The sequence below is a fragment of the Shewanella sp. TC10 genome, from assembly GCF_009663145.1.
In the GTDB taxonomy this organism is placed as follows: domain Bacteria; phylum Pseudomonadota; class Gammaproteobacteria; order Enterobacterales; family Shewanellaceae; genus Shewanella.
In genome coordinates, this window is the sequence record NZ_VKHR01000001.1 from 94,897 (window position 1) to 108,139 (window position 13,243).

15 protein-coding genes are annotated in these 13,243 nt (G+C 41.1%); 9 read left to right on the forward strand and 6 right to left on the reverse strand.

Annotated elements, in window-relative coordinates; genetic code table 11:
• The 6 genes from FNZ24_RS00415 (at position 1) to FNZ24_RS00440 (ending at position 5,339) form a co-directional block, all read left to right on the forward strand.
• Complete coding sequence (locus FNZ24_RS00415; protein ID WP_153912407.1) at positions 1-582, forward strand: DUF3261 domain-containing protein; 582 nt, start codon at positions 1-3, stop codon at positions 580-582.
• A 48-nt stretch (positions 583-630) separates the two neighbouring features.
• Entirely contained in the window at positions 631-1,998 is a 1,368-nt protein-coding gene (locus FNZ24_RS00420) for a beta-ketoacyl-[acyl-carrier-protein] synthase family protein (protein ID WP_153912515.1), read from the forward strand.
• A 37-nt stretch (positions 1,999-2,035) separates the two neighbouring features.
• A complete protein-coding gene (locus tag FNZ24_RS00425; protein WP_153912516.1) occupies positions 2,036-2,512 on the forward strand; it encodes a hotdog family protein in 477 nt (158 codons plus the stop codon).
• A 63-nt stretch (positions 2,513-2,575) separates the two neighbouring features.
• Positions 2,576-3,307 carry a 3-ketoacyl-ACP reductase FabG2 gene (locus tag FNZ24_RS00430; protein ID WP_153912409.1) on the forward strand — a complete coding sequence of 244 codons (732 nt, stop codon included), beginning with the start codon at positions 2,576-2,578 and terminating at the stop codon, positions 3,305-3,307.
• On the forward strand, positions 3,304-4,536 hold the full coding sequence (locus tag FNZ24_RS00435; protein ID WP_153912411.1) for a beta-ketoacyl-ACP synthase: 1,233 nt from the start codon (positions 3,304-3,306) through the stop codon (positions 4,534-4,536). The genes FNZ24_RS00430 and FNZ24_RS00435 overlap by 4 nt, the downstream gene beginning before the upstream one ends.
• 41 nt (positions 4,537-4,577) lie before the next feature.
• Positions 4,578-5,339: a hypothetical protein gene (locus FNZ24_RS00440; protein ID WP_153912413.1), complete on the forward strand. Its 762-nt coding sequence runs from the start codon at positions 4,578-4,580 to the stop codon at positions 5,337-5,339.
• Positions 5,340-5,414: 75 nt separating this feature from the next.
• Here FNZ24_RS00440 and FNZ24_RS00445 read toward each other — a convergent pair whose 3' ends face one another.
• From FNZ24_RS00445 to FNZ24_RS00470, 6 genes are all read right to left on the reverse strand, one after another.
• The gene (locus FNZ24_RS00445) at positions 5,415-6,806 is read right to left on the reverse strand and encodes a methyl-accepting chemotaxis protein (RefSeq protein ID WP_153912415.1); all 1,392 of its coding nucleotides are present in this window, start codon (positions 6,804-6,806) and stop codon (positions 5,415-5,417) included.
• A 100-nt stretch (positions 6,807-6,906) separates the two neighbouring features.
• Positions 6,907-7,536, reverse strand: a complete 630-nt coding sequence (locus tag FNZ24_RS00450) for an SCO family protein (RefSeq protein WP_153912417.1) — start codon at positions 7,534-7,536, stop codon at positions 6,907-6,909.
• Between the two features lie 150 nt (positions 7,537-7,686).
• On the reverse strand, positions 7,687-8,121 hold the full coding sequence (locus tag FNZ24_RS00455; RefSeq protein WP_228768320.1) for a thioesterase domain-containing protein: 435 nt from the start codon (positions 8,119-8,121) through the stop codon (positions 7,687-7,689).
• 132 nt (positions 8,122-8,253) lie between these two features.
• Positions 8,254-8,718 carry a D-aminoacyl-tRNA deacylase gene (dtd, locus tag FNZ24_RS00460; protein WP_153912419.1) on the reverse strand — a complete coding sequence of 155 codons (465 nt, stop codon included), beginning with the start codon at positions 8,716-8,718 and terminating at the stop codon, positions 8,254-8,256.
• 51 nt (positions 8,719-8,769) lie between these two features.
• Positions 8,770-9,339: a hypothetical protein gene (locus tag FNZ24_RS00465; RefSeq protein ID WP_153912420.1), complete on the reverse strand. Its 570-nt coding sequence runs from the start codon at positions 9,337-9,339 to the stop codon at positions 8,770-8,772.
• Between the two features lie 261 nt (positions 9,340-9,600).
• On the reverse strand, positions 9,601-10,677 hold the full coding sequence (locus tag FNZ24_RS00470) for a virulence factor BrkB family protein (RefSeq protein ID WP_153912422.1): 1,077 nt from the start codon (positions 10,675-10,677) through the stop codon (positions 9,601-9,603).
• Positions 10,678-10,763: 86 nt separating this feature from the next.
• Between FNZ24_RS00470 and FNZ24_RS00475 the strand changes: the two genes are divergently transcribed.
• The 3 genes from FNZ24_RS00475 to FNZ24_RS00485 all read left to right on the forward strand — a co-directional run bounded on the left by FNZ24_RS00475 (position 10,764) and on the right by FNZ24_RS00485 (position 13,160).
• Complete coding sequence (locus FNZ24_RS00475) at positions 10,764-10,985, forward strand: hypothetical protein (RefSeq protein WP_153912424.1); 222 nt, start codon at positions 10,764-10,766, stop codon at positions 10,983-10,985.
• 29 nt (positions 10,986-11,014) lie between these two features.
• Positions 11,015-11,662 (forward strand): DUF2959 domain-containing protein, encoded by a 648-nt coding sequence (locus tag FNZ24_RS00480; RefSeq protein ID WP_153912426.1) that lies wholly within the window; start codon positions 11,015-11,017, stop codon positions 11,660-11,662.
• 307 nt (positions 11,663-11,969) lie between these two features.
• Entirely contained in the window at positions 11,970-13,160 is a 1,191-nt protein-coding gene (locus FNZ24_RS00485) for a GGDEF domain-containing protein (protein WP_153912428.1), read from the forward strand.
• The last annotated feature ends 83 nt before the right edge of the window (positions 13,161-13,243 follow it).

Genomic DNA, 13,243 nt, shown 5'->3' on the forward strand with positions numbered 1-13,243 from the left:
ATGCATCGAGTCATTCATTTTTCGATTGTGATAATAGCCTTATTGGTTTCAGGTTGTAGCCAACAATTGCTGCGTCAAACCTGTGTCAAATTGACACCTGAAGTCAATTACTGTCTCGCCCCGATGCTGACAGGATCAGCAAATGACGAGAAAATATTAAGTCAGAAAATCAGTTTCACTCACGGTGAAAAACATCATGAATTATTAACTCAGCTTGAACTGACACCCACAACAATGACCATGGTCGGCCTAGCGCCAATAGGCCAAGCACTATTTACCGTTACATTTGATGGTGATGAAGTGTTAAGTCAACAGAACGTATTAATGGGTGAGGATTTTAAAGCTGAGTATTTAATGGCAATAATGCAGCTGATATATTGGCCTCATGAGCAAGTTAATCCATATTTCAGCCAAGGCGCAATGCAGGATGTGGACTGTGATAAAGCTCGTTGCAGCGCATTAGTTGTAAATAGTAGCCGCGCTATCACGATTGATTATACCCATGAAAATCCATGGATCGCCGATGTGGTTTTACATTTCCCTGCGGCGAATATCACCTTAACGATATCGCCATTACTTTAATCGTTTGTTTAAACCAGTAATGTAAATCACAGATAAGATAAAATGACTATGCCCAAGAGTTGTTCCATAGCAATTTCACACATTGGATTATGTACTCCAATAGGACATACACCAGAATCAGTGTTAGCAAACTTACTGACTGGTAATACTGACGCTATGGTGCTTCGTGATGACTTAATGTTTAATGCGACCACCCGCGTTGGCGCAATCAATGATACTGATTTATTAACTATCCCCGACGAACTACAGCAGTATAATTGCCGCAATAACCGCTTATTATTTACTGCAGCGTCGCAGCTATCATCCAATATCGAACAAGCTAAAAGCGTATTTGGAAATGACAGAATTGGGGTTGTATTGGGTACCAGTACTTCTGGTATTTCAAAAGGTGAAGCAGCATTAGAGTATCATGAGCAACATGGTCAATTTCCGCCAAGTTATCACTATGCTCAGCAAGAGCTGGGTAGTACCAGTGATTTTTTACGAAAACTCTATGGCTTAAACGGCCCTTGCTATACCGTTTCAACCGCTTGCTCATCAAGTACTAAAGTGTTTGCCAGCGCACAGCGATTACTCAAGGCTAACTTATGTGATGTGGTGATTGTCGGCGGCGTTGATAGCTTGTGCCAGTTAACCTTAAACGGCTTTAATTCCCTCGAGTCGGTATCAAAAGGCTTGTGTAATCCTTTTAGCGAAAATCGAGATGGCATTAACATTGGCGAAGGAGCCGCTTTATTTATGCTCCAGCTTTCCAGCCCAAGTTCAAATACAAATACAAATACAGATACAGATACAGATACAGATACAGATAAGTTATTAGCCGAAAAGCAGCCAGAGGCCAAACATCCAGAAGTACTACTTGCAGGTATTGGCGAGTCATCAGATGCTCATCATATCTCGGCGCCCCACCCTCAAGGTTTAGGGGCAATCGCAGCCATGAAAGCGGCACTAAATGATGCAGAGCTGACGGCAAGCCAAGTGTCATATGTGAATTTACATGGCACTGCGACACCTAAAAATGATGCCATGGAGTCCATTGCCATGCATCAAGTATTTGCTGAGCAAACAGCCACTAACTCTGCTAACTATGACTCAACTGAATATGACTCAACTAAATATGATCCAACTAAATCAATACCATTATGCAGTTCAACAAAACCGTTAACTGGCCATTGTTTAGGTGCTGCGGGAGCGATAGAAGCGGCATTTTGTTATTTATTGCTAAGCTCCTATAACAGGGAACAGTTGCTACCACCTCAAGTCTGGGATAAGCAGCAAGACCCTAACAATCCTGTGTTACCTCTTGTCACCCCGACACAGTCAACATCACTCAATTATATAATGAGTAATTCATTTGCTTTTGGTGGCAGCAATGCCAGTATCATTTTTGCAAAAGCAGGAAATCAAGATGTCTGAATACATGACCAACAAGACTGCGAATAACAATGAAAATATGCTTGCCGATGAAAAATTGCTAGCAAAAGATATTGCTGAATTCGTCCCCCATAGAGCTCCAATGATCCTGATTAATAGCATCATTGTACATCAAGCTGATAGCCTACTCACAGAAGTAGTAATAACCGAACAGAGTGCCTATTTTAACCCTGCGATTAATGGTGTTCCCAATTACGTGGGTATTGAATATATGGCGCAAAGTATCGCCGCCTTAGCTGGTGTTGAAGCTCATTTAAGACATGATAAAATTCGAGTCGGTTTTTTATTAGGTACTCGCAAACTACTAATGCATCAACCTCATTATCAACTGGGCAAAGCGTATCAAGTCAGGGTAACTAGGCTGTATCAAGAAGACTCAGGTTTAGCTGTTTTTGATTGCCAAATTAAGGCAGATGAAACCGTTATCGCCTCGGCTAACGTAAACGTATTTCAACCGCAAGATACTCAAGCTTATATAAAAGAAAGTTCGGTGTAGCAAGCCATGAGCATAGGCTCAATCGAATAAAAATAATCTGGCGCTGCACTAAATGGAGATAACATGACAACAAATAAACGCGTATTAGTCACAGGTTCAAGCCGTGGTATAGGCAAAGCAATAGCCCTCAAACTTGCAAGCCAAGGATTTGATATTGCAATCCATTACCACAGCAATACCAGCGCTGCTGAGCAAACCCAAACAGAAATTCAAGCCTTAGGCGTTAATGCCAGTTTAATTGCCTTTGATGTCGCTGACCGACCTGCTGCTAAAGCAAAAATTGAGCAGGACATTGAACAACATGGTGCTTATTACGGCGTGATATTAAACGCAGGGATCACCAAAGACACCGCATTTCCTGCCATGACAGAAGATGAGTGGGACAGTGTTATCCATACTAATCTTGATGGCTTTTATAACGTTATTCAGCCAACCATTATGCCAATGATCCAAGCCAGAAGTGGTGGGCGAATTATTACTATGGCTTCGGTATCAGGTATTGCAGGTAATCGTGGTCAAGTGAATTACAGCGCCTCCAAAGCCGGACTTATTGGCGCCACTAAAGCGCTTTCTCTGGAGCTTGCCAAACGAAAAATCACCGTCAATTGTATCGCACCGGGGTTAATTGAAACCGATATGGTGAGCGACTTCCCTAAAGACATGGTCAATCAAATCGTGCCAATGAGACGTATGGGGAAGGTGAATGAAATCGCAGGACTTGCCAACTTCTTGATGTCTGATGACGCAGCTTATATTACCCGCCAAGTCATCTCAGTAAATGGAGGCATGATATGAGCCGCAGAGTGGTTATTACTGGCATAGGTGGCGTTTCCGCATTAGGTCACGACTGGCCAACAATCGCTAAGCGATTACAAGAAAAGTATAACTGCGTCGTTACCATGGCCGAGTGGGACAAATACCCATCACTCAATACCCGCCTAGCTGCGCCGATCACCGACTTTGAAAAGCCTAAACATTATTCACGCAAGAAAATTCGCTCCATGGGGCGAGTATCTATTATGGCTACCCGTGCCAGTGAAGTCGCTTTAGAAGATGCTGGTCTGTTAGACGATCCTATAGTGTCATCAGGAGAGATGGGCATTGCTTATGGGTCATCGACCGGCAGCACCGAGCCGATTATTGGCTTTGGGGATATGCTAAAAAACGGTGATATGTCAGGTATCAATGCTACTAGCTATATTCGTATGATGGCACATACCACCGCTGTTAACGTGGGGGTTTTCTTTGGCCTTAAAGGCCGAGTACACACCACAAGTAGCGCATGCACCTCAGGCAGCCAAGCGATTGGTTACGCCTTTGAAGCCATTAAATTTGGCCAGCAAACACTGATGCTCGCCGGTGGTGGTGAAGAGTTATGTCCAACTGAAGCTGTGGTATTCGATACCTTATTCGCCACCAGCACCAAAAATGATAAGCCACAAACCACGCCTCGACCATTTGATCGTCAGCGCGATGGCTTAGTCATTGGCGAAGGCGCTTGTACACTCGTGCTTGAAGAGCTTGAACACGCCAAGGCCCGCGGCGCGAAAATATATGCTGAGCTAGTCGGATTTGGCACTAACTCTGATGGCCTGCATATCACTCAGCCAAATGCTGATACCATGGAAGTCGCCATTCGACTTGCACTGAGCAATGCCGAAATCGATGCAAATCAAATTGGTTATATTAATGCCCACGGCACAGCCACAGATAGAGGCGATATCGCAGAATCAAAAGCAACTCACGCCGTATTCGGTGAGCATACGCCTATCTCATCCCTTAAGAGTTACACTGGCCATACCCTAGGCGCATGTGGCGCATTAGAAGCTTGGGTCAGTATTGAGATGATGAATGCAGGTTGGTTTGCTCCAAGCCTTAATCTTGAAGAAGTTGACCCAGAGTGTGCACCACTTGATTACATCAAAGACGAGATTAGACAGCTAAATACCGATTACGTCATGAGTAATAACTTTGCTTTTGGCGGGATTAATACTTCATTGATTTTTAAACGTTGGCAGGCATAATTGCCTGCAATTACCTCAACTATCATTCATAAGGATATGTAATGAACTCTGCTATCAAGGCACTCATTTTAAACACGCTGATTATTATTGGTCTCTTACTTCTCAGCCCTGTCACATTTGCGAAAAGCTATACAACGGAAGAATACCAACAAATCTTTGCTGGGGACGATACCTACAAGCAAGAACAAGCCATTGAGTCGATGATTTTAGTGGGTCTTGAAGATCCTGAAATCTATAAAACCATTCAATCGAAAATTGAAACTCTGCTACCAACAGCCACCGATAAATACTCCATTGATAATATTGCTTGGTTAACAAAAGGCTTAGGTTATTCTGGCGACCCACAATATCGAGAGTTTCTAACTAACCTCTCTGAAGGCGACGCCCATAAGAAAATCAGAAAATACGCTAAACGCGCGGTTAATGATTTAAATAAATTTGAAATTTGGAATGTCATTCTGCAAGACAAATCAGGTTATGACGACAGCCAACCTCACCGCCAAAATGTATACGCAGCAGCACTTCGTGGTGATGATTTAGAGTTAATGCGACTAACAGCTAAACGTATTGCCAGTGAGTACATATTTGACGATTACATGCTTGAACAGCTCGTTAAGCAGTTAAAACCAATGCGTCTTATGGACGATAGTAAATTAGCCATTGATACCTACGCATGGGTGACTCGCGCGCTTGCAAGTTCAGGCAATGATAAATATAAACCTGTGGTCGAAGAGGTGGCTGAAACAGCAGATCAAAAGAAACTCCGTAAATACGCAACCAAGTATTTAAGAAAGTTTTACTAACGATATGTTCAAATATGGCCACAATTAAGTGGCCTTAATTTTGATCCATAGAGAGTGAACCATATTTAGACGTGTTTAAACTTTGTATGCCGCAGCTTTAGTTTGGTAATCTTCTGTTATTCGTTTCATTTCTACCGCACCACTCGATAACTCTTTAACTTGTTCAGACAGTAAAGTCGCGGTATCTGCAGCTTCTAAAATCTTACTACCGATTTGAGTTAGTTCACTACTTTGCTGCTCAGTTTCATTAGCTACATTGCGACTTAGCCCCGCGACTTGATCAATCTGTACTTCTCGCTGCTCTAACCTATGTGCAATATCACTCGTATTTTGGACGTTTTCACTAGTACGTTGTTTGCCCACATCCATAGATTCTACCGTCTTTAACATGCTGCTATTTAATCTGTTTAACACGACTTCAATCTCATCGGTAGACTGGCTCGTGCGCTGCGCTAAAGCTCTCACTTCATCAGCAACAACAGCAAAACCTCGCCCTGACTCACCCGCTCTTGCTGCTTCAATCGCGGCATTAAGTGCCAATAGGTTTGTCTGCTCGGAAATACTTCTGATAGCTTGCAACAGTGAAGTGATTGCGGCGACATCCTTAGTTAAGTCCGTTAAGGACACTGTCACTTCAGTTGTGGTGCTTTCAAGCAATTGCATGTCCGTCATAATATCTAATGCTTGCTGCCTGTCTTCCACACTCAACGAGGCGGCATCACTCGCTTGCTGCGCTGACATTTGGCTGTTATCAACCACTTGTTGGAAGTAGTTAATAATATTTTGAGTCGCTTCAGATGCCTCTACCGCTTGGTGACACTGTTGCATCATGGCTGTTTGAGTGTGTTCGCTTAACCCCATCAGATTATCTGATGTCGATTTCATCTTGTTGGCAATCTGACGGTAATCAAAAAATAATTGAGACAACTCCTCAAGCATCTTATTAAAAGCAATTTCTGCACTAGTATTGGCAGAGCTTAACCGTAGCGATAAATCTTTTTTCTCGGAAATATTTTGAATAGCCTCAGCAATTCGTTGATTAGCCGATGAATCTGCACGCATAAAGCCTGCAATTCGGATAAGAATGAGTGTTTCTGCAGCAGCAAATACTGCGTGAACAAACATAATGCTCCAGTTACAGTCGCCGGCAAAAATCATCACTGGGGTGCCAAATAACTCCCAGCCAGACAGCTGAATATAAGTAAATAAAACATGATGAATAGCGACAGTAAGTAAGGAGGCTAGCAATGGTTGCCAGCGTTGATAAATCAAAAATACAGCCATAGAAGCAAAGATATGAAAATGCATTTCAATCATACCCATCTGACTTTGTACTAGCATTGCAGATACGGTCATCATTAATACAGCACCAACAATGCCGAATAAATAAGTCCCTTTTAGCAGGCTATAGCTTAACTGAACCAGTATGAATATAACTAAGGCTGAAGAGCCGGAAAAAGTCAGCATTTTTGCGCCAAAGAAGCCACTTATAATGAGAATAGGCACTTGAAGCATTAATAATCGATAAATATATGAATCGTGATTTTTTAAAATTTCGGATTGAGTTTCATTCATTACTAGCCCTCGAATCTTGATTTAGATAATGAGCTAGTTCCTTTAGCATTTTATTAGTCGATAGTTGTTTTGCGGTATAGATCCTTTGTATTTTTCCTGCTTCATCCAGCAGAAATAAATTGCCTACATGGTTAATTGTTTCAGTTTCTCTTTGTATGTTTTCTGACAATTGATTTGATAACGTCATCAAATCCTCATCAGGTAAAATAGCGCTGGTAAAACGTGCTGATTTATTATCAATGACTTGCTTTCTTACTTGTGCGGTATCATTTTCAGGGTCAAAGGAGACAAATAAAAATCGAATAGATTGATTTGCTAAATATTCATCTTGTTCAATGGCTCTCTCAAGCTGACTGAGTTGTTGGATTCTAATAGGACAAATTTCTGAACAAGACAGAAAACCCAAAAACAAATAAGTCATTGTTGGCTGCTCAAACGGAAAACTTTGCTTTTCGCTTTGCCAGTCAAACCATTGGAACGATAACGAATCAATATCGCCAGCTTGTATACCATAACTAGTTTCACTTTCATCGAACCATTGTTGAGAAAGCATAAGTAAAGGTATAGAAAATAAACTTAATAGGATCAAGCCAGCAGCAATACTCTTTTGAACAAACCCCATAGAATGACGCCAAATACTTACAACACATTAATAGTCTATCGGCTTGGAGAACAAAAAGTGAAGAAAAAAGCCACACTTCACTTCAATAATAGCCGCAGTTTTAAAGCTACTATTAGCACTAATACATAAGGAGAGATAATAGAAATTTAATCAAGCAAGACTAAAATATAAGCCACTGAATGTTGCGCAAAGCTTATCAGCACAATGCAGCTGAACTTCAAGTTTTACTTTGATTTTGCCACCAGTGGCTAACGGCGCGAGTGTGATTGCTTCAGGCCAAATAACGGTAACGATGGGAGCTTCGGTAATTGGGGCGTTATAACGGATATTGGCGTCAGCTAAGACGATATTGCCTTCAACACCTGCTATTTGTTGTTGTAACCACAGCATTCCCCATCCAGTCAGGGTCATTAGGGTATAAATACTGCCAGCAAACATGGTTTGATGAAGGTTAATATTGGGAGCCATCGGCGCTGACACCGTAAAGCGATTGCCGTCATAACTCATAGGGGTGACTTGCATAAACTGACTCACAGGAATGGTTTGGTGCCATGTCTGCTTTAACTCAAGTAATAAAGCCTCTATTTCTTGAGCACTAACACTCTTATTCTGGCGCCCTTCAATGCTTAATTTTAAATCTTCTGAAGGATTCTGTGCTGCAGTTTCATTAGTCGCATCCGAAGGCATTTTAGAGTCAGTTGTCATGAAGCTATACCGTTAAACCTGCAAATTAAAGGTCACAGGGCCATCATTTAGCAATTCGACTTTCATATTTGCGCCAAATGATCCCGTTTGGGTCGTTACGCCTTGTTCACGACAATAAGCCACAAATGCTTCGTATAACTCATTAGCTTGTTCTGGAGTCGCAGCACAAGAAAAACTAGGACGTAAACCTCTACCAGTGTCAGCCGCTAAGGTAAATTGAGAAACAACCAGCAGCTCGCCACCAGCTTGTTGAAGGTTCAAGTTCATCTTGCCGTTTTCATCACTGAAAATACGGTAGCCGATGACTTTTTTAGCAAGCTTTTGCATCTTTTCAATGTCATCATCTTTCTCAACACCTAGCAGTACTAATAACCCTTTACCAATACTGCCAGTAACGTGCTCAGCCTGTTCAGAATCTTCGCCTTCAGAGGCAATGGTGACACTGGCGTGTGCCACCCTTTGGATTAACCCGATCAATGCTATTTCCTATTATGTTCACCCAATTGAAAGTGACCATATTCTACAATATTACGCCCCAGTGTCAGGCTTTATCACAGGAATAGGCTTAATCAGGTTTTCTGAACCTTTTGGAAAGGATTTACCCACTTGTTTAAGACCTTCATCAGTCCATAGCATAAAACGACGTAACTCTTCTAACTCAATAGAATCGACAAACGTTGCCGCGCCTTGCACTTGAATAACACCGCCATTTTCACGAATGACAAACTTAGCAAAGTTTAGTTTTTGATTTAATGATCCAATTAATACCAGTAGCTCTTTACTACCGTGTAATTGCGGGTGAACAGCAAACAAACGGTTAGTTAAAATCCGGTCTACACCTTGTTCGCTCATGCTTGGCTGCAATACAAATTGGTTATCACCAAATTGAACCGCAACACTGTTAGGGCTTAGTTTAGTCGCTAAATAGCTTGATTTTAGTAAGGCATTGTAAAGTTCATCAGCAGCTTGTTGATCTGTCATGCCCGCCATATTAATGACTTTAGGCGCGGCATTGTTTGCATCGGCTTCTGTCGAATTATCCGTTGCAGCACAAGCTGTTAAACCTAATACACATGCTGCAATTATTAATTTTTTCATTTTCGATCCTTGTTGAGTACTCACTGCATAACTGTTGTTCAACTTGCAGCCGAAGTTTTATTATTATTTAACACTTGTATGGCAATATACCGTGTACAGGTAACTTAAGCACAGCTAAATTATTCATCTTGCGTTCTTAACTTAGTACTTAACTTAGTACTTAACTTAGTACTTAACTTAGTACTTAACTTAGTACTTAACTTAGTACTTAACTTAGTACTTAACTTAGTACTTAACTTAGTACTTAACTTAGTACTTAACTTAGAACTTAGCTTTTCTTTCGTTAGTGTCTTGCTGTTTTTTGGCTTGGCTAGATGGAGTCAGTTCAGCCACATCACTATTGCTTGTTGCTTCATGGCTTTTTTCTTCATGAGTTGTTGCTTCATGAGTTGTCACTTCATGGCTTACGACATCACTTGCAACTTGGTGACTAGCGTCTGCTGCATTGGATTCAGCTGGTTGTAATGACGTTTTTCTCTTACGTGAAAATAACCCTGGGGTTAAATACTCAGGCAGGGCAGCGGTTATTTCGGCGCCTAAAAGTACAATAACCCAAGATAAATACACCCAAACAAACAAAATAGGAATGGTCGCCAGCGCGCCATATATCGCTTCATAACTTGGAAACTGAGTCACATAAAACGCAAAACCTTTTTTACCAGCTTCAAATAATATTGCCGCCACAATTGCACCAATTAGCGCATGCCAAAAGTGAACCTTTTTATTGGGTACCACCATATACAGCAATAAAATTGACGCGACAGAAAACAGCATTGGCAAACGTTCCACTAACCAGGTCATCAATGCAGAAATCTCACTGCTATCAAATACCTTTAGCGACACGACATAAGAGGTAGCTACAATGCTTGCCCCCATCAATACTGGCCCTAAAGTTAACACCATCCAGTACATTGAAAATGACACCACGTATGAACGCTTTTCAGTGGTTCGCCAGATATTATTTAACGCTTTATCAATGGCAGATATCAACATCAAGGCCACAACCACAAGCGCCATCACCCCCACAAAGGTCGCCTTAGAGGCATTATCGACAAATTCATTAATATAAATTTGCACTGTATCGCCTGATGCCGGCATGAAGTTACTGTAAATGAAGCTTTCGATTTGACCTCGGATCCCTGAAAAGCCAGGAAAAGCCGACAACATCGACATCATCACTGCCACCATTGGCACCAATGATAATAAAGTCACATAAGCTAAATGCCCTGCTTTGACATTAATTTGGTCTTCCTGCAGTCTTTGCTTCAGGTGAACTAAAAATTGCCAAATACTGACATTGATATTTTTTAAATAAGCTACATCTATCTTATTTGTCACAATATTCTCTGATTATTAATTTCAATTACGCGTTTAACTTCGTACAATGTTATAACACGATAGTTACACTCCTAGGGAGCAATTTAATGTCTCAACAAGGTTCTGCTGGCAATGTTATTGCCGCAATTGCCAGCTTCTTTTTCCCAGGCTTAGGCCAACTGGTTCAAGGACGCATTATAGCTGCAATTCTATTTTTCTGTATTACAGCAGTAGGTTACTTCTTTTGGGTTTTAATTATCCCAGCAATTATTGGTGCTGTCTTTCATCTTTGGAGCGTTATTGACGCTGCCACATTTAAAGCAGACTAGTTCAACGACAACAATAAAGAGAGCACAAGATGAAGAAATGGATATCACTCGCATTCCTCAGCGTCAGCTTATTATTAAGTGGCTGTCAAAGTGCCTATTATGGCGCAATGGAAAAAGTCGGTTATCACAAGCGTGACATCATGGTCGATCGCGTTCAAGAAGCGAAAGAATCTCAAGAAGAGGCTCAAGAACAATTCAGCTCAGCATTAGAAGAAATGCAGGCTTTGCTGGCGTTTGATGGTGGCGATCTTGAGGATGCTTACAACAAAGCAAAAGATGAGTATGAATCAGCTCAGTCGGCTGCAGACGAAGTAGGTAGTCGTATTGATAAAGTAGAAGATGTCGCAGAAGCTTTATTTGACGAGTGGGAAACTGAAATTCAAGAGATAAGCAAAGCAAGCCTTCGTCGTAACAGTACCAATAAGTTAAATGAAACTCAGCGTTCATATAATTCATTAGTGAAGGGAATGCGCCGTGCAGAAGCTAAAATGCCACCAATCTTAACCGCGATGAAAGACAATATGCTTTACCTTAAACACAACCTTAACGCCCAAGCAATTGGCGCGATTAAAGGCGAGTTTAATAGCTTACAATCTGACATATCAAGCTTGATCACTGAAATGAATAAATCGATTGCTGAATCAAATAAATTCATCGAAGCGATGGAGCAAGGCTAGCCCAATTGACATTAACTAGCTAAAGCTTAATCGAAAGGCGTAAACAACCACTTGCGCCTTTTTTATTGCCTTTTTTAGTCTCTAAGATGAAGGCAGCTGATAGCGCACCAAATACAGGCAAATGACTTTAGCAATCAATCTATTTGAATTATATTTCAGTTTAGCTATTACAAGGTCGCTCTGTTAGAGCAGTTTTTTAATTTCTTTGTATTATAACTGGTCGATTTAAAACGGTTATCGCACCTGTTTAGTCTTGGTTATTTTCTTTATCAACTCGCTTAACGGCAGTCTTATTATGGTGGATTCAATGAGCAGCTTAATGCATACCATGCGCTTTTTTATACTGCCTATCTTTATCACTTTTCTCTCATTAGGCTTGTTACAACATTTTCAAAGTCATTGGATAGATTGGCAAGATACACTGCATTACGCGCCGTATTGGTTGTTAGCTGCCTCTTCATTAATTTGTCTACAGTTCAATCGTAGTCGATTGTTTTATATTGGCTTGTTATTACTTGTTTTTTATACATTACAAAATAATCGCTTATTTCTATCGCCTATTATCCATCAGTTTTTACCATTATTTGGTACCTTGGTCATTTGCATGTTTTGCTTCATTAAAGACCGGGGCGTACTCAGTGTGCATAGTTTTTTCCGTATTGGTGGGATTATTGTTTGCGGCGTTATTGCTTACCTTTGGGTATACCTCACCATGCTATACCCTCAAGCCATAGAGCAATTCCAGCAAACTTTTGGCTTAAATGCCCAAAGCTCTCCTTTATATCTATTGCCCATTTACCCATTAGCAATAGTGCTATTTTGCAAACTCAGCTGGAACAGTAATTTAGCCCAAACAAGCTTAGGCATTTGCCTACTCCTTTGGCTCTGTTATTTCTTGGTGCCGACAAACTTGCCGCTATCAATATTATTTTGCTGTATCGCGGTAAGTTTTTTGGTCACTGTGCTGTTTGACTCTTACTTCTTAGCATACCGAGATGAGTTAACTGGACTGCCTTCTAGACGAGCATTATTTAACTTAAGCCTGGCATTGGGACGTAAATATACCGTTGCCATGGTCGATATCGACCACTTCAAAAGCTTTAACGACACTTATGGTCATGATGTTGGTGATGATGTGTTAAAACTGGTGGCGGTTAAACTGTCTAAAGTGACCGGTGGCGGCAAGACTTTCCGCTATGGTGGTGAGGAATTTACTATCGTATTCCCGCGCAAAGACATAGACCAAGTGTATTCACACCTTGATGATGTCAGACAGAGTATTGAAGATTATGACATTGTATTGCGTGATGAGAGCCGTAAAACAAGTTCTAAGAAAAATCGTAGTAAAACACCTGTTAAAAAGAAGACCGTTAACGTGACCGTCTCAATTGGTTGCGCCGAACATAAGCCAGACCAGAGCTTTGAGCAAAGCATGAAACTGGCTGATAAAGCCTTATACCGCGCTAAAGATAGAGGCCGTAATCAGGTTAGGTTTTAAATAAAGCTGTCTTTAGTAGAACTAAGTTTCTCGAAGTGTGGATCATCTAAAGGAATAACACCCAAAGCATCTTTTCTAGTTAA